Here is a 16511-nt window from a genome sequence, read left to right as displayed (position 1 = left end):
GTTACCCACCTCGTTCGCCTTGGCGTGGGTTCCTTTCTTGTCATGTGTCATGCTTAACCATCCTGCCGTACGGCCCGCGGGCCCGGACCGGCAGGGCGGACCCTTAGCGGCGCGCCTTGGGCGTCGCCAGACGCGTCCCCGACCAGTCGGGGGCCGCACTGATGCTGCTGGTCTGCGAGAGACCCGCAGTGGTGGCGTCTTCCCCGATGTCGCTCGGCTCCACGTGCCCGTCCCGGCCGGCTTTGGGAGTGAGCAGCCAGATCTGGCCACCATCGGTGAGGTTGGTCACCACGCTGCTCAGGGCGTCGAACAGATCACCGTCACCGTCACGCCACCAGAGCAGCACGACGTCGACGACATCCTCGAAGTCTTCATCGACCAGCTCGTTACCGGTCAGCTCCTCGACGGAGTCGCGCAGATCGTCGTCAGCGTCCTCGTCCCATCCGACCTCCTGCACCACCTGACCCTGCTTGAGGCCGAGTCGTTCGGCCAGGCCGCGTTCGCCCTGGGCCTGACCCGCGGTCGCGCTCACGTTTGTCCCTCCTGCTTGGATGGCCCCGCAATCACACGGTGCTCAAAGTGCTTCGGCACAGTCCACACGCTGTGACCCTTAGTCGTCAACGGTCGCCACGGCAACGACTGGGCTACGTATGAATTAGTCCGACAAAAATGACAAACGGACCTGGCGTTCCAGATTGTCGACGTTGAGATCCACCACGGCGATGGACTGCCAGGTTCCCAGTGCGAGCCGCCCCGACAGGACCGGGACGGTGGCGTACGGCGGAATGAGGGCGGGCATGACATGCGACCGTCCATGCCCTCTTGAGCCGTGCGCATGCCTCCATCTGTCATCGGCGGGAAGCAGAGCCTCCAGCGCCACGAGCAGATCGTCGTCACTGCCTGAGCCCAGCTCCAGCAGCGCGACCCCGGCGGTCGCGTGGGGCACGAAGACGTTCAACAGACCGTCGCCCCCACATGACCGGACGAAGCTCTCGCACTCGGAGGTGATGTCGTGCACCCGTTCCCGGGAACCCGTTACCACCTCGATCGTCTGAGATCTCACATACCGATCCTACGATCCATCGTGAGCTGCGCTGACGACCGCACCCAGCGCGAGGCGCATCAGGCGCCCCATCCGTCACGCGCCTGCACTGGGTAGATCACCTTATACGGGACGCTCCAGCTCTCCATGGGCGTACGAAAGGGGCGCGGAGGGCACTAAGAGGGAGGGCCACTCGTTACATATATGCAAGGTTTCAGTCGCTCCTCCCAGCCCTGGGAGCCCTCCTCGCGTGAGGGTTCCGGACCCGGCCAGCCGGCGGGACCCGGATTCACAGGGAGGGGACCTGTAAAAAAGAGGGAACCTCGATGTAACCTTTGACGGCAATTCGTCCTACCATCGGTGGTCTAGGCCACTTATGTACCCCTGCCAGCAGGGATCTCCTGGTTACCGGTAAGTAGAGATGCACTTTCCGGGGTAAGCGACCAGGATGGAAGACGACCTACACCAGACAAAAGTCCATCCTCGGAAGGCGAGACCCAGTGGCTTCCGGACGCCAGCGTTTCTCGATCATCAGCGACGGCCTACCCAGCCAGCTTCCTGATGTCGACCCCAGTGAGACCCAGGAGTGGCTCGAGTCGCTCGACAACGTCATCAAGACGGAAGGTCGCACTCGTGCTCGTTACCTGATGCTTCGGCTGTTGGAACGGGCCCGCGAGCATCAGGTCGGCGTGCCCGGCCTGCGTAGCACCGACTACATCAACACCATCCCGCCGGAACGTGAGCCCTGGTTCCCGGGCGACGAGTACGTCGAGCGCCGGATCCGCGCCTACACGCGCTGGAACGCGGCGGTCATGGTGACCCGGGCCAATGCCCGCACCAACGTCGGCGGGCACATCGCCACCTACGCCTCGGCCGCGTCGCTCTACGAGGTGGGTTTCAACCATTTCTTCCGCGGCAAGGACCACGGCGAGTCCGGAGACCAGGTCTTCTTCCAGGGCCACGCCGCACCTGGCATCTACGCCCGCGCCTTCCTTGAGGGCCGCCTCAACGAGGCCCAGCTCGACGCCTTCCGCCAGGAGCTCTCGCACGGCTTCAAGGGCCTGCCCTCCTATCCGCACCCCCGCCTGATGCCCGACTTCTGGGAGTTCCCCACGGTCTCCATGGGTCTCGGCCCGATCGGGGCGATCTACCAGGCCCGGTTCAACCGCTACCTGCTGAACCGGAAGATCAAGGACACCAGCCGGAGCCACGTCTGGTGCTACCTCGGTGACGGCGAGATGGACGAGCCCGAGTCGCTCGGCGCGATCGGCCTGGCGGCCCGCGAGGAGCTCGACAACCTCACCTTCGTCATCAACTGCAACCTGCAGCGTCTCGACGGCCCGGTACGCGGCAACGGAAAGATCATCCAGGAGCTGGAGTCCTACTTCCGCGGCGCCGGCTGGAACGTCATCAAGGTCGTCTGGGGCCGTGACTGGGACCCGCTGCTGGCGGCCGACGTCGACGGCGTGCTGGTCAACAAGATGAACACCGTCCCCGACGGCCAGTTCCAGACCTACTCCGTCGAGTCCGGTGAGTACATCCGCGAGAACTTCTTCGGCGACGACCCGCGCCTGCGCAAGATGGTCGAGCACCTGTCGGACGAGGACATCCGCAAGCTGTCGCGCGGCGGCCACGACTACCGCAAGGTGTACGCGGCCTACAAGTCGGCTCGCGAGCACGTCGGCCAGCCGACCGTCATCCTCGCCCAGACCATCAAGGGCTGGACCCTCGGCAAGGACTTCGAGGCGCGCAACGCGACGCACCAGATGAAGAAGCTGTCCAAGGCCGACCTGAAGGAGTTCCGCGACCGGCTCTACCTGCCGATCCCCGACTCCGCCCTCGAGGCCGACCTTCCCCCGTACTTCCACCCGGGCGAGAACGACCCCGAGATCCAGTACATGAAGGAGCGGCGCGCGGCTCTGGGCGGTTTCCTGCCCAAGCGCGTGATGCGCGCCAAGCCGGTCAAACTTCCCGGCGACGCCGCCTACGCGCAGCTGAAGAAGGGCTCCGGAAAGCAGAACGTCGCCACCACCATGGCGTTCGTCCGCCTGCTCAAGGACCTCATGCGTGACAAGGAGATCGGCCACCGGTTCGTGCCGATCATCCCTGACGAGGCGCGTACCTTCGGTCTCGACGCGATCTTCCCGACGGCGAAGATCTACTCGCCGCACGGCCAGACCTACGAGGCGGTCGACCGCGAGCTGCTGCTGTCGTACAAGGAGTCGACCGAGGGCCAGATCCTGCACGAGGGCATCAGCGAGTCGGGCTCGATGGCCTCCACGATCGCGGTCGGCTCGTCGTACGCCACGCACGGCGAGCACATGATCCCGATCTACATCTTCTACTCGATGTTCGGCTGGCAGCGCACCGCCGACCAGATGTGGCAGCTCGCCGACCAGATGGGCCGCGGCTTCCTGCTCGGCGCCACCGCCGGCCGCACCACGCTGAACGGCGAGGGCCTGCAGCACGAGGACGGCCACACCCCGCTGATCGCCTCGACGAACCCGGCGGCGGTCTCGTACGACCCGTCGTGGGGGTTCGAGGTGGCCCACATCGTCAAGGACGGCCTGCGGAGGATGTACGGCGACCAACCGGAGAACGTCTTCTACTACCTGACCGTCTACAACGAGCCCTACCTCCAGCCCGCCGAGCCCGCGGACCTGGACGTGGCGGGCCTGCTCAAGGGTCTGTACAGGTTCGCCCCGGCTCCGGCCGTCTCGGGCCCGAGGGCCAACATCCTGGCGTCCGGTGTGGCCGGACCGTGGGCTGTGGAGGCCCAGCGGATGCTGGCCGAGGACTGGGGTGTGGCGGCCGAGGTCTGGTCGGCCACCTCCTGGACGGAACTGCGCCGCGACGCGCTCGCCGCCGAGGAGCACAACCTGCTCAACCCCGAGGCGGACAAGCGCGTGCCGTACGTCACGCAGGCGCTGTCGAAGGCCCAGGGGCCGTTCGTGGGCGTGAGCGACTACATGCGGGCGGTCCAGGACCAGATCGCCCAGTGGGTTCCCGGTGACTGGAGCTCGCTCGGCACCGACGGCTTCGGCCTGTCGGACACCCGGTCGGCGCTGCGCCGTCACTTCCACGTCGATGCGGCCTCGATCACCCTGGCCGTGCTCACCCAGCTGGTCGAGCGCGGTGAGCTCGACCCCGAGGTGCTGGGCGACGCCATCTCCATGTACCACTTGAAGAACGGCGTGACCGAGGCCGGGGGCGCCGAGAGCAACGACACCCAGTCCATGGGCGTGTGATCCTTTCCGGGCGGGTTCTCCTTTTCCATGGGGGCCCGCCCGGTTAGGGTGGAATCGCTTCCCCCGGCGAACGATTTCAGGGGGAGCTTTTTCATGGCAAGAATCCTTAGGGCGGCCGCGACGGTCGCGGCCCTGTCAACCGCGCTCGCCGCCTGCGGCAGCGGCGGCGACGGAAACAGTGTCGCCGCGGGCATCTCCGCGCCGACCACCACGTCGACGGCCGCGCCCTCGGGAACGATCGCCTGGGGCCCGTGCACCGACATCAAGCGACCCGGCGGCCAGCCTCCCGCGCAGTCCGAACGCGCGCAGCAGTGCGGGAAGCTCAGGGTCCCGCTCGACTACGCCAAACCTGACGGCGACTCCATCGACATGGCCGTCATCCGCGTCAGGGCCTCGGGTCCCGGTAAGCGGATCGGCTCGCTGGTCTTCAACTTCGGCGGTCCCGGCGCCTCGGGCGTCGACACCCTCGCCCAGGCCGCCAAGGCCTTCACCAATCTGAACCGCCACTACGACCTGGTCAGCTTCGACCCCCGCGGAGTCGGCCGCAGTTCGGGCGTCCGGTGCGGCGACAACGCGATGATGGACAAGTACACCTCGATGAACACCCTGCCCACCAACGACGCCGATCGCGCCGAGATCCGGCAGACCACCAAGGAGTTCGTGACAGCCTGCGGGCAGACCTCGGGCAAGCTGCTGCCCTATGTCGGCACGGTGAACGCCGCCGCGGACATGGACCGCCTCCGCGAGGCCCTGGGCGAGGAGAAACTGAACTACTTCGGCATCTCGTACGGGACGCAGCTCGGCGCGGTCTACGCGACCAGGTTCCCGAAGAACGTGGGCCGGTTCGTGCTGGACGCCCCGCTGGACCCGAGCGTGTCCCTGGCCGATCGCACGATGGTCCAGACGAAGGGCTTCCAGCACGCCTACAACGCCTTCCTCAAGGACTGCGTGAAGGAACCCCGTCAGTGTGAGATCGGCACCGACGTGACCCTCGCCAACAAGAACGTCGTGAAACTCATGGACGACCTGAAGGACACCCCGCTCGAGGTCGGCGACCGTACCCTGACGCAGGGACTGGCGGGCACCGGCATCGCCGCCGCGCTGTACTCGGAGATGACCTGGCCGCTGCTCGACCAGGCGCTGGGCCAGGCGATCAAGGGGGACGGACGGATCATGCTGGCGCTGGCCGACAGCTACAACGGTCGCCTGCCCGACGGCAGCTACACGACGCTCATGAGCAGCTTCCCGGCGATCAGTTGCGTCGACACCGCGGAACGACCCACTCCCGGGGAACTGGCCACGGTCGAGACCGAGACGATGAGGGTCTCCCCGCTGTTCGGCGGCAGCGGGATGGGCCTGACCTGCTCGATGTGGCCGGTTCCCGGCAGCGACGAGGCCAGGCGGGTCAACGCCACGGGCTCGGCCCCGATCGTGGTGATCGGCGGCACCGGCGACCCCGCCACCCCGTACGAGTGGGCTCCGAAACTGACCTCGGAACTCAGGACCGGCGTGCTGGTGACCTACAAGGGCGAGGGACACGGCGCCTACCTGTCCGGTGACGCCTGCATCGCGAAGGTGACCGACGCCTACCTGATCGACGGGAAGGTTCCCGCGAAGGGGATCACCTGCTCGAACCCCTGACGTGACCTTCCCCTGGACCCTCTGCCCACCGAGGTCATCCTGGCGACGCCTCCCCGCGTTGCCAGGAGTCACCTGACCACTCGCGAAAGAGGGTCTAGCAGGTCTCCAGACGGGGCAGCGCGGTCTCGAAGCGGAAGTCGACCCTGCCCAGGTGGCTTTCGAGCAGGTGTGCCAGAGTTCCGTCCGCGTACATGGACGTGATCACTTCGTTGATCTTCCGGCAGGCCACCGGATCGCCGGTTCGAAGTGCCACACCGTACCGTTCCGAGGTGAGCCTGACTCCGACGATCTTGACCTTGACGCCGCGCAGGCGGGCACCGAAGCCGGCGATCAGCAGGTCGTCGCCGACCATGGCGTCGGCGCTGCCGTCGCCCACCTGGGACGCGCACTGGGCGGGATCACCTTTTGTGGGGACGAAGCCAACACCTCTGCCACGGATCATCGTGCCCGTGGTCTGCCCGGGTGACAGGCAGATCCTCTTGCCTTGCAGGTCCTTCAGCTTGTCGATCTTCGCATCGGCAAGGACGAGCACGTCGCGGTGGGCGACGTAGTACGGCCCGGCGAAGGCGACCCGGCTGCGGTCGGCGTCGTCGATCGAGAGGTTGGAGATCACCAGGTCGACCTTGCCCTTCTCCACCGCCTCCTCCCTGGCCGCGTAGCCCACGGGCACGAATTCGAGACCGCCGGCGCGCACCGACAGGGCCTTCGCCAGGTAGGCGGCCACGTCGGCCTCGAACCCGCGAGGCGGGTCGTCGCCCAGTGAGATCCCCGGGAGGCCGCCGCGGTAGCCCACCCGGAGCCTGCCGGTGGCCTTGATCCGATCGAGCAGGGGTGAGCCCGTGGAGACCTTCGTGACCTCGGCCGCGACCGAGGGGGTCGATGACGGCGGACGGGTGGGCTCGGCCCGCCCGCCGGGCGGGAAACCGAACTGGACGGCCAGGAAGGCGCCGACCCCGCCGAGGACGGCGATCCCGCCGGCGATCGCGACCCGTCGTCTCCGGGTGCGCCTGACCGGCCCCTCCGGCCGCGTCAGATCCACTGTGGCGGCCTGCACGCCCTCGGCCAGCACCTCCTCGGATGCCTCCGCCTCGTCCACCGGGTGGCCGAGCAGGCGTTTCAACAGCACGTCCGAGGTGGGCCTGAGCTTCTGGTCCTTGTTCAGACAGGCGGCGACGAGCTCACGCAACCCGTCGGGCAGGGCGCTCAGGTCGGCCTCGTGGTTGATGACACGGTTGAGCGTCGCCACGATCGTGTCGCTCCCGAAAGGGGCCTTTCCAGTGGCGGTGAAGACGATGGTCGAGCCCCAGGCGAACACGTCGGCGGGGAACCCCACCCGCTCTCCGGCGATCTGCTCGGGCGCCATGTAGGCGGGGGTGCCGACCGCGCGAGTGGTGATCGTCCCGCTCTCGTCAATGATCTTCGCGATGCCGAAGTCGACCACCCGGGGGCCGTCCATGGCGAGCATGACGTTGTCGGGCTTGAAATCCCGGTGCGCGATGCCCGCGTGGTGGATCGCGGTCAGCGCGGTGGCGGTGCCGATGGCCAGGCGCTCCAGCGCCTCACCGGACAGCGGTCCGTCGCGCTCGACGACCCGGCGCAGCGACGGGCCCTCGATCAGCTCGCTCGCGATGTAGGGCGTCTCACCGTCGAGGTCGGCGTCGAGCACCCGGGCGGTGCAGAAGGGGGCCACCCGGCGAGCCGCCGCCAGTTCGCGGGCGAAGCGGGCACGCGCGTGGACCTCCTCGGTGAAGCGCACATGCAGCAGCTTGATGGCGGCGCGCTCGCCGCCCTCGGACTCGCCGAGGTAGACGACCCCCTGACCGCCCTCCCCCAGCCTGCCCGTGAGCGAGTACTTCCCCAGTCGCGGCGGATCCCCCGGCCGCAACGGTCTGATCTCCGGCACCGCGGACCCCTCGTTCCCTGTGCTTTGCCAGAACATTACACATCGGACGGGGAATGATCACCCTTCTTCGCCGGGCCGACCGGACGCGATCGCCCATGTGTGAGCAACGGTGATCCCCACCATGGCTCCATACGGCGGTTGAACCGACAAAACAGCATCGATAGCCTAGGCCGACGCATCTCATTGGAGCTCGATGGCCCAACCACCAAAACACCCGCAGGCCGCACCGCAGAATCTTCCCGGCAGGCCACCCGCCAAGCCTTCGGGGTTCAAGGCTTCCAGGGCGGTCACCGTCACCGGGATCAGCGTCGTCTCAATGCTTCTGGTCAGTTCCTGCTCCACGCAGCAGGACTACAAGGAGGTGGGCGCCGAGTGCGTCGACCTCAACAGCCGCCAGCCGGACGGCACGTACCAGGTGGTGGACGAGGATCTCTGCGACGACACCCGCTACCGCGGGTCACGGGGCGCCTACAGCTGGTACTACGGCGGCGTCAGGAGCGGCGCCCGCATCCGGCAGGGAACCACGCTGCGCCCCTCGGACGTCAAAATCACCAGCCGTAAGGGCACCGTGATCCAACGGGGCGGCTTCGGCGGGCGCAGTGGGTCGGGTAGCGGGAGCTGATCCGGCACAGATGAGACGCGAGACCTCGCTCCCCCGCGCCGACTGGGAGAGCATCATCGAAGGCCACGGCCTGGCCTACCACCGCTCGGCACACCCCGAAGGTCTCACCCGCCCGTACTGGGACGAGACCGTGCAGTACGTCTTCTCCATGGACGAGATCCTGGACCTGGAGAACCAGGTCGAGGATCTGCACCGGATGTGCCTGCACGCCGTGGAGCACGTCATCGAGAAGAACCGCTACGCCGACTTCGCGATTCCGGACTGGGTGGCCCCGGAGATCGCCGCCTCCTGGGAGCGGAACGACCCGCACCTGTTCGGCCGGTTCGACCTGCGCTACGACGGGACCGGTCCGGCCAAGATGCTGGAGTACAACGCCGACACCCCCACCAGCCTGCTGGAGAGCTCGGTGGTGCAGTGGTTCTGGCTGCGTGACCGCTACCCCGACGACGACCAGTGGAACTCCATCCACGAACGACTGATCGCCAGGTGGCAGCAGATCTCGACCGGCCTGCCCACCGGGCCCACGCACTTCGCCTGGACCAACATGGACACCTCGGGCGAGGAGGCGATGACCCTCGCCTACCTGCAGGAGACCGCCGACCAGGCCGGCCTCAAGACCGTCGCGGTGGCCATGGAGGACATCGGCTGGGACGACCTCAACCTCCGCTTCGTCGACATGGAGCGCCGGGTGATCCGCTCGCTCTGCAAGCTGTACCCGTGGGAGTGGGCGGTCGCCGATCCGTTCGGCACACGGGCGGTGCGCCAGCAGGTCTCGATGACCTGGATCGAGCCGCTGTGGAAGATGCTGCTGTCCAACAAGGCGCTGCTCGCGCTGCTCTGGGAGCTGTATCCGGACCACCCGAACCTGCTGCCCGCCTATCTCGACGGCCCCCGCGACATGTCCTCGTACATCACCAAGCCGCTGCTCGGCCGCGAGGGCGCGAACATGCGGATCGTCGCCCCCGGCGAGCGCGTCGAGACCTCGGGCGGCTACGGCGCCGAGGGGCACGTCTACCAGGAGTTCCAGGCACTGCCCGTCTTCGACGGCTGGCGTCCCGTGCTCGGCGCCTGGGTGGTCCACGACGAGGCGGCGGGTGTCGGCATCCGCGAGACCTCAGGGTTCATCACCGACGACACATCGTCATTCGTTCCGCACCGCATCGAGCTCTGAGTCCTGGAAAGAGAATCAAGCCATGAGTCCCACCCCCATCCCGACCGTGACGCTCCTGCCCCCCGCGACCGGCGGCGAGGCGCTCTCCCTCGCCGAGATCCTCGGGCGCGGCGCGCTCGCGATCGCCTCCTACGCCGCCCTCGGCGTGATCCTGCTGATCATCGGCTTCTACGTGATCGACATGGCCATTCCCGGCAAGCTCAGCCGGCTGATCAGGGAGGAGCGCAACCCCAACGCCACGCTGCTGGCCTGCTCTGGGCTGGCCGCCGTCGGGCTGATCGTCGCGGCCTCCATCTGGTCCTCCGGCGGCGCCCTGCAGGAGGGCCTGCTCGCGACGCTGGTCTTCGGCCTGGTCGGCATCGCCGTACAGACCGTGGCGATGATCGCGTTCGACAGGGTGGCGGGAATCTCGGTGCGCGATCTGGTCAAGGAGCCGGAGCTCCAGCCGGGCGCCCGGCTGCTGTCGGTCACCCACCTGGCCATCGGACTGATCACCGCCGTCGCGGTCGTCTGAGCGCGGTCGCGTCCACCACGGGGGACCCGGTCGTACCGGACGTACAAGATCGAGGGGCGTGCGCTGTCGGGGACCATGGCTGGCGCATCTCCGACGACCTGGCACTCTTAGTGGCGTGAGGGAACGGAGCGAGCGAGCGGTCAGGCACAGCGACGTCGTGACCGGGTCGGACGGGAGGGATCTCGATCCCGACCGGGTCAGGGAGGACACCACGCGCCGGCTGGAACGGGCCATGGGCACGCTGAGCACGGCCGCCATGTCCCGGATGGACGACCGGCTGATGTGGTTTCGCGCGCTTTCCGCAGAGGACAGGTCCTGGGTCGGGCTGGTCGCCCAGGCCGGGATCGCCGCCTTTGTGGAGTGGTTCCAGCACGCCGGCGAGGGCCGCCCGACGCCCAGCATCGAGTTCTTCGGCACCGCGCCCAGGGAGCTGAAGCGGTCCATCTCGCTGCAGCAGACGGTCGACATCGTGCGGGTCGTGGTCGAGGTGGTCGAGGCACAGACCGAGGAGCTGGCGGCGCCCGGCGGCGATGACCAGCTCCAGCAGGCGATGCTCCGCTACACCCGCGATGTCGCGTTCGCCGCCGCGCAGGTGTACGCGCGGGAGGCCGAAGCGCGCGGCGCCTGGGACGCGCGGCTGGAGGCGCTGATCGTGGACGCCCTGGTCAGGGGGGAGGTCGACGACGGCCTGCACTCCTGGGCCGCCGCGCTCGGCTGGACCTCCACCCCCGTCGTGGTGCTGGCGGGACAGACGCCCGACGACGATCCGCAGGCGGTGATAGACGCACTGCGCGATCGGGGCCGCAGGTCCGGTCTGGACATGCTGGCCGGGGTGCAGGGCGACCGGCTGATCGTGATCGTGGGCGGCGCGGACAGCGTCGCCGCCGCGGCCAGGCACGTGGTGCCGCGTTTCGGAAACGGGCCGATCGTGATCGGGCCCGAGGTCGCGGACCTGCACTCGGCCGCCAGATCCGCGCGGGCGGCGATGGCCGGGCTGCGGGCGGCCGCGGGGTGGCCGGACGCGCCCAGGCCGGTCCACGCCGAGGATCTGCTGGCCGAGCGGGCCCTCGACGGTGACGCCGACGCCAGGGCGCAGCTGATCGAGAACGTCTACCAGCCGCTGATCGGCACGCCACTGCTCGACACCCTGGCGACCTATCTGGAACAGGGCACCTCCCTGGAGGCGACGGCCAGGCTGCTGTTCGTCCACCCGAACACGGTGCGCTACCGTCTGCGTAAGATCACCGAGCTGACCGGCTACCAGCCGACGGAGGGGCGATCCGCCTTCACTCTGCAGGTGGGGCTGATCCTCGGACGCCTATCGGAAACGCCGGTGACATAGCAGGCCTTACTTAACTTCCACGAAACCCCCACTGTAGGTTCCCTACAAAAAAGTGGGGACAAACTTCGTCTGGATCTCTATCCGAGTATTGAACCTCTACAGGGCAGGCTGGATTTCGTGCTCGTCATCGTCGCTCCGGGCCAGGGTGCCCAGACTCCAGGCTTCCTCAGTCCATGGCTCGAACTACCGGGCCTGGCCGACCGGCTGACCGCTTGGTCGGAGTTGGCCGGACTCGATCTGATCGCCTACGGGACCATCGCCGACGCGGACGAGATCCGTGACACCGCCGTCGCGCAGCCCCTGCTCGTGGCCGCCGGACTGGCCATCGCCGAGGTCCTGGGGGCCTCTCCCGACATCGTCGCCGGGCACAGCGTGGGCGAGTTCACCGCCGCCACCCTGGCCGGGGTGCTCACGCCCGCACAGGCCCTCGGCCTCGTCCGCGAGCGCGGCCAGGCCATGGCCAAGGCCGCGGCCATCGCCGAGACCGGCATGTCCGCCGTCCTCGGCGGGGTCGAGGAGGAGGTCCTCGCGGCCATCGCGGCCAATGGGCTCACTCCCGCCAACGTCAACGGCGCCGGGCAGATCGTCGTCGGCGGCACGCTGGAGCAGCTGGCGGCCTTCAAGGCGGAGCCGCCCGCCCGCGCCCGGGTGATCCCGCTGTCGGTCGCCGGCGCGTTCCACACCGCGCACATGGCCTCCGCCGTCGACAGCCTGCGTGAGGCCGCCTCGGGCCTCACCCCGGCCGACCCCGCCGTCACCCTGCTGTCCAACAGCGACGGCGCGGCGGTCACGAGCGGCGCCGACTTCCTGGAGCGTCTGGTCACCCAGGTCGCCAACCCGGTGCGCTGGGACGCCTGCATGGCCACGATGGCCGAGCGCGGCGTCACCACCATGATCGAACTTGTCCCCGGCGGCACGCTCACCGGCCTGGCCAAGCGTGCTCTGCGCGGGGTGACGACCGTCGCCCTGAAGACCCCCGACGATCTGGGAGCCGCACGAGCCGCTCTCCAGTCGAATGAGGAGCGGTGACAGAGGTATGAAGACCCCTCAGGGTTCTCCGGGCGCGAAGATCCTGGCCTTCGGCCACTACCAGCCTGCCCAGGTGGTCACCAACGACGACCTGTCCGCGACCATGGAGACCGACGACGCCTGGATCCAGAGCCGGGTCGGCATCAAGGAGCGCCGGATCGCCCCGGACAGCGAGTCGGAGATCGACCTGGCCGTGCAGGCGGGCGGCAAGGCGCTCGCCGCGAGCGGCCTGTCGGTCTCCGACATCGACCTGGTGATCGTCGCCACCTGCACGCTGGAGACCCAGATCCCCAACGCCGCCGGCCGGGTGGCCACGCGGCTGGGCATCGACGCTCCCGGCGCGTTCGACGTCAACACCGCCTGCTCCGGCTTCTGCTACGCGCTCGCGGTCGCCAACGACGCGATCCGCGCGGGCTCGGCCACCAACGTGCTCGTCGTCGGCACCGAGAAGCTCTCCCAGTGGATCGACTGGACCGACCGCGCCACCGCGGTGATCTTCGCCGACGGCGCGGGCGCGGCGGTCGTCGGCCCCTCCGACACCCCGGGGATCGGTCCCGTGGTCTGGGGCAGCGCCGGTGACAAGTTCGACGCGATCATCATCAAGGACCGCGACTCCTTCCTGCATCAGGAGGGCCAGACCGTGTTCCGCTGGGCGACCACCGCGCTCCACCCCGTCGCCAGGGAGATCTGCGAGCGTGCCGGGGTGGATCCCGCCGACCTCGCGGCCTTCGTGCCCCACCAGGCCAACCTTCGCATCATCGAGACGATCGCCCGCAAGCTCGGTGCCGAGAACGCCGTCATCGCCAAGGACATCGTCCTGGCGGGCAACACCTCGGCCGCCTCGATCCCCCTTGCCCTGTCCCGGATGATCGAACGCGGCGAGGTCCAGTCCGGCGGGCTCGCCCTGCTGCTGGGCTTCGGCGCGGGCCTGACCTATGCCGGTCAGGTCATCGAGATCCCCTAGAACTTCCGCGCGGCCCCGCCGCACGGAAAGCCAGAAGAAAACCCATTTCAAGGAGAACACGCGACATGGCTCTGACCGAGCAGGAGATCCTCGCCGGCATTGGCAAGATCGTCAACGAGATCACCGGAATCCCGGCCTCCGAGGTCACTCCGGAGAAGAGCTTCGTCGACGACCTCGACATCGACTCGCTGTCCATGGTCGAGATCGCCGTCGCCGCCCAGGACGAGTTCGGCGTGGAGATCCCGGACGACCAGCTCAAGCACCTCAAGAACGTCAAGGACGTCATCAACTTCATCCAGAACTGAGACGTCTCGATCCTTACCCCTAAGACCAGCGATTCACAAGGAGCGCAGAACGTGAGTACAGGCCAGGTACGTGTCGTCGTCACCGGGCTCGGCGCGACGACGCCTCTCGGTGGAGACGTCGCCTCGACCTGGTCGGCGCTCCTCGCCGGTCAGTCCGGGGTACGCGACATCACCGAAGACTGGGTCGACTCCGTCCCGGTGAAGTTCGCCGCCTTCGCCGCGGTGGACCCGACCGAGGTCCTGCCCCGGCCGGAGGCCCGGCGGCTGGACCGGGCCGAGCAGTTCGCACTGGTCGCGGCCCGTGAGGCGTGGGCGCACGCCGCGATCGACAAGGTCGACCCCGAGCGGCTCGGTGTCGTCGTGGGCAGCGGTATCGGGGGCATCACCACGATCCTCGCCGCCTACGACACCTTCAAGGAGAAGGGCTGGCAACGGCTCTCACCGTTCACCGTGCCCATGCTGATGCCGAACGGCGCGGCGGGCTGGATCGGCATCGAGGTCGGCGCCCGCGCCGGCGTCCATGCCACCGTGAGCGCCTGCGCCACCGGCGCCGAGTCGATCGGGTACGCCATCGAGATGATCCGCTCCGGCCGGGCCGACGTGGTCGTGGCGGGCGGCACCGAGGCCGCCATCCACCCGCTGAACATCGGCTCCTTCGCCGCCATGCGCGCCATGTCGACCCGTAACGACGAGCCCCAGCGCGCCTCCCGGCCCTGGGACAAGGGCCGTGACGGGTTCGTCCTCGGCGAGGGCGCCGGCATCCTGGTGCTGGAGTCGGAGGAGCACGCCCGTATGCGTGGCGCCACGATCTACGCGGTGGCCGCCGGGGTCGGGTACTCGGCCGACGCCCACCACATCGCCCAGCCCGAGCCGACCGGTGCCGGGGTCATGCTCGCCATGCGCCGCGCCCTGGAGAACTCCGGCCTCACGGGCGGCGACATCAAGCACGTGAACGCGCACTCCACCTCCACTCCCGCCGGCGACGTGGTGGAGACGGTCGCGATCAAGGAGGTCATCGGCGACCACCCGCTGGTCAGCGGCACCAAGTCGATGACCGGTCACCTGCTCGGCGGTGCCGGCGGCATCGAGTCCGTCTTCACAGTCCTCGCACTTCACGAGCGACGCGCACCCGGAACGATCAACGTGGACGACCTCGACGACGGCGTCGAGGTGGACATCGTGCGCGCTGAGCCACGTGCTCTGCCCGGTGGCCAGATCGCCGCGATCAACAACTCCTTCGGGTTCGGCGGGCACGACGTCGCCGTGGCCTTCACCAGCGTCTGACAGGGAGCTCGTGATGACTGTGCTCGACAACGGGGTGGTGAGCGAGGCCTCCGAACAGGAGCCCCTTGATCCCCGTGACCCCCAGGTGCGCCTCTCCGCTCTGCTCGACGAGGGCTCGCTCCGGCTGATCTCGCCGGTCGACCGCAGCGGCATGCTCGCCGCGACGGGCCGGGTGGAGGGCGTGCCGGTCGTCGCGTTCGTCAGCGACGCCCGCGTGCAGGGCGGTGCGATGGGCAGCGAGGGGTGCGAGCACATCGTGCACGCCTACGACGTCGCGGTCCGCGAGCGGGTCCCGATCATCGGCGTCTGGCACTCCGGCGGCGCCCGCCTCGCCGAGGGCGTCGAGTCGCTGCACGCGGTCGGCCGCGTCTTCGCCGCGATGACCCGCGCCTCAGGCGTGATCCCGCAGTTGTCCGTTGTCGTGGGCCCCGCCGCCGGCGGCGCCGCGTACGGCCCGGCGCTGACCGACATCGTGATCCTGGCCGACGAGGGCCGTATCTTCGTCACCGGTCCCGACGTGGTCCGCAGCGTCACCGGCGAGCAGATCGACATGGCCGGCCTGGGGGGCCCCGAGCCGCACAGCAAGCGCAGCGGCGTCGTCCACGTGGTCACCAAGACCGAGACGGAGGCCTACGTGCAGGCCCGCCGCCTCGCGGTGCTCCTCGGCCACCAGGGCCGGGTGCGCACCGAGGTCGAGGAGGTCGACTTCTCCGGCCTGCTGCCCGAGAACGTGCGCCGCGCCTACGATGTGAAGCCGCTCGTGGCGGGCCTGCTCGACGAGCCGGGCGTGGAGCTGCACGCCAAGTGGGCGCCCAACATCGTCACCACCCTGGGCCGTCTCGGCGGCCGGACCGTGGGCGTGGTGGCCAACAACCCGATGCGCCTGGGCGGCTGCCTCGACTCCGCCTCGGCGGAGAAGGCCGCACGGTTCGTCCGGATGTGCGATGCCTTCGGGGTGCCGCTGGTCGTCCTGGTCGACGTCCCCGGCTACCTGCCGGGCGTCGGACAGGAGCACGACGGTGTGGTCCGCCGCGGCGCCAAACTCCTGCACGCCTTCGCCGAGGCCTCCGTGCCGCGGATCACCCTGGTGACCAGGAAGGCGTACGGCGGCGCCTACATCGCCATGAACTCCCGCTCGCTGGGCGCGACCAAGGTGTTCGGCTGGCCGACGACCCAGATCGCGGTCATGGGTGCGGTCGCCGCGGTCCGCATCCTCAAGCGCCGCGAGCTCGCCGCCGCCCCCGAGGAGGAGCGCGCCGCCCTGGAGAGCAGGCTCGCCGAGGAGCACGAGGTCCTCGCCGGCGGTCTCGATCGGGCCATCGAGCTCGGCGTGATCGACGAGGTCATCAAGCCCGGGGAGACCCGGGGCGCCATCGCCAGGGTCCTGGCCAAGGCGACCCCCGCCCGGGGCGCGCACGGCAACATCCCGCTCTGAACGTGGCTCGT

14 protein-coding genes are annotated in these 16511 nt (G+C 68.8%); 11 read left to right on the top strand and 3 right to left on the bottom strand.

Translation table 11 applies throughout. The annotated features are described in order from the left end of the window. Positions 1–103 precede the first annotated feature (103 nt). Together ABZU75_RS27700 and ABZU75_RS27695 are read right to left on the bottom strand one after the other, a co-directional pair. On the bottom strand, positions 104–532 hold the full coding sequence (locus ABZU75_RS27700) for a DUF3052 domain-containing protein (protein ID WP_030920118.1): 429 nt from the start codon (positions 530–532) through the stop codon (positions 104–106). A gap of 123 nt (positions 533–655) precedes the next feature. After that, positions 656–1063 (bottom strand): secondary thiamine-phosphate synthase enzyme YjbQ, encoded by a 408-nt coding sequence (locus ABZU75_RS27695; protein WP_030920120.1) that lies wholly within the window; start codon positions 1061–1063, stop codon positions 656–658. Positions 1064–1542: 479 nt separating this feature from the next. Between ABZU75_RS27695 and aceE the strand changes: the two genes are divergently transcribed. Together aceE and ABZU75_RS27685 are read left to right on the top strand one after the other, a co-directional pair. Beyond that, positions 1543–4290 carry a pyruvate dehydrogenase (acetyl-transferring), homodimeric type gene (gene aceE, locus ABZU75_RS27690; RefSeq protein ID WP_350951962.1) on the top strand — a complete coding sequence of 916 codons (2748 nt, stop codon included), beginning with the start codon at positions 1543–1545 and terminating at the stop codon, positions 4288–4290. A 93-nt stretch (positions 4291–4383) separates the two neighbouring features. Further along, a complete protein-coding gene (locus tag ABZU75_RS27685) occupies positions 4384–5931 on the top strand; it encodes an alpha/beta hydrolase (RefSeq protein ID WP_355560068.1) in 1548 nt (515 codons plus the stop codon). A gap of 94 nt (positions 5932–6025) precedes the next feature. Here ABZU75_RS27685 and ABZU75_RS27680 read toward each other — a convergent pair whose 3' ends face one another. Then, on the bottom strand, positions 6026–7834 hold the full coding sequence (locus ABZU75_RS27680; protein WP_355560065.1) for a serine/threonine-protein kinase: 1809 nt from the start codon (positions 7832–7834) through the stop codon (positions 6026–6028). A 316-nt stretch (positions 7835–8150) separates the two neighbouring features. Between ABZU75_RS27680 and ABZU75_RS27675 the strand changes: the two genes are divergently transcribed. From ABZU75_RS27675 to ABZU75_RS27635, 9 genes are all read left to right on the top strand, one after another. Next, complete coding sequence (locus tag ABZU75_RS27675; RefSeq protein WP_355560062.1) at positions 8151–8456, top strand: hypothetical protein; 306 nt, start codon at positions 8151–8153, stop codon at positions 8454–8456. A 10-nt stretch (positions 8457–8466) separates the two neighbouring features. After that, complete coding sequence (locus ABZU75_RS27670; RefSeq protein ID WP_355560059.1) at positions 8467–9627, top strand: glutathionylspermidine synthase family protein; 1161 nt, start codon at positions 8467–8469, stop codon at positions 9625–9627. A gap of 22 nt (positions 9628–9649) precedes the next feature. Next, positions 9650–10141, top strand: coding sequence for a DUF350 domain-containing protein (locus tag ABZU75_RS27665; RefSeq protein WP_355560056.1), 492 nt, complete (start codon positions 9650–9652; stop codon positions 10139–10141). 232 nt (positions 10142–10373) lie between these two features. Continuing rightward, positions 10374–11483, top strand: a complete 1110-nt coding sequence (locus ABZU75_RS27660; RefSeq protein ID WP_051753216.1) for a helix-turn-helix domain-containing protein — start codon at positions 10374–10376, stop codon at positions 11481–11483. Positions 11484–11600: 117 nt separating this feature from the next. Beyond that, positions 11601–12512: an ACP S-malonyltransferase gene (locus tag ABZU75_RS27655; protein WP_355560053.1), complete on the top strand. Its 912-nt coding sequence runs from the start codon at positions 11601–11603 to the stop codon at positions 12510–12512. A gap of 7 nt (positions 12513–12519) precedes the next feature. Then, entirely contained in the window at positions 12520–13476 is a 957-nt protein-coding gene (locus ABZU75_RS27650; RefSeq protein ID WP_355560050.1) for a beta-ketoacyl-ACP synthase III, read from the top strand. A gap of 65 nt (positions 13477–13541) precedes the next feature. Beyond that, entirely contained in the window at positions 13542–13781 is a 240-nt protein-coding gene (locus ABZU75_RS27645; RefSeq protein ID WP_030920149.1) for an acyl carrier protein, read from the top strand. Positions 13782–13832: 51 nt separating this feature from the next. Then, positions 13833–15065: a beta-ketoacyl-ACP synthase II gene (gene fabF / locus ABZU75_RS27640; protein ID WP_355560046.1), complete on the top strand. Its 1233-nt coding sequence runs from the start codon at positions 13833–13835 to the stop codon at positions 15063–15065. Positions 15066–15078: 13 nt separating this feature from the next. Then, the gene (locus ABZU75_RS27635; protein WP_350925767.1) at positions 15079–16500 is read left to right on the top strand and encodes a carboxyl transferase domain-containing protein; all 1422 of its coding nucleotides are present in this window, start codon (positions 15079–15081) and stop codon (positions 16498–16500) included. Positions 16501–16511: the final 11 nt, after the last annotated feature.

The organism is Streptosporangium sp. NPDC005286 (assembly GCF_040607515.1).
Lineage (GTDB): Bacteria > Actinomycetota > Actinomycetes > Streptosporangiales > Streptosporangiaceae > Streptosporangium.
The sequence above is the reverse complement of the archived record's forward strand: the minus strand, read 5'-3'. Positions and strand labels throughout refer to the sequence as shown.

Excerpts from the sequence above, each read along its gene's own strand:
- ABZU75_RS27645 (WP_030920149.1), top strand. The coding sequence starts at position 13,542 with ATGGCTCTGACCGAGCAGGAGATCCTCGCCGGCATTGGCAAGATCGTC.
- ABZU75_RS27660 (WP_051753216.1), top strand. The coding sequence starts at position 10,374 with ATGGGCACGCTGAGCACGGCCGCCATGTCCCGGATGGACGACCGGCTG.
- ABZU75_RS27675 (WP_355560062.1), top strand. The coding sequence starts at position 8,151 with ATGCTTCTGGTCAGTTCCTGCTCCACGCAGCAGGACTACAAGGAGGTG.
- ABZU75_RS27670 (WP_355560059.1), top strand. The coding sequence starts at position 8,467 with ATGAGACGCGAGACCTCGCTCCCCCGCGCCGACTGGGAGAGCATCATC.
- ABZU75_RS27635 (WP_350925767.1), top strand. The coding sequence starts at position 15,079 with ATGACTGTGCTCGACAACGGGGTGGTGAGCGAGGCCTCCGAACAGGAG.
- ABZU75_RS27650 (WP_355560050.1), top strand. The coding sequence starts at position 12,520 with ATGAAGACCCCTCAGGGTTCTCCGGGCGCGAAGATCCTGGCCTTCGGC.
- ABZU75_RS27685 (WP_355560068.1), top strand. The coding sequence starts at position 4,384 with ATGGCAAGAATCCTTAGGGCGGCCGCGACGGTCGCGGCCCTGTCAACC.
- ABZU75_RS27665 (WP_355560056.1), top strand. The coding sequence starts at position 9,650 with ATGAGTCCCACCCCCATCCCGACCGTGACGCTCCTGCCCCCCGCGACC.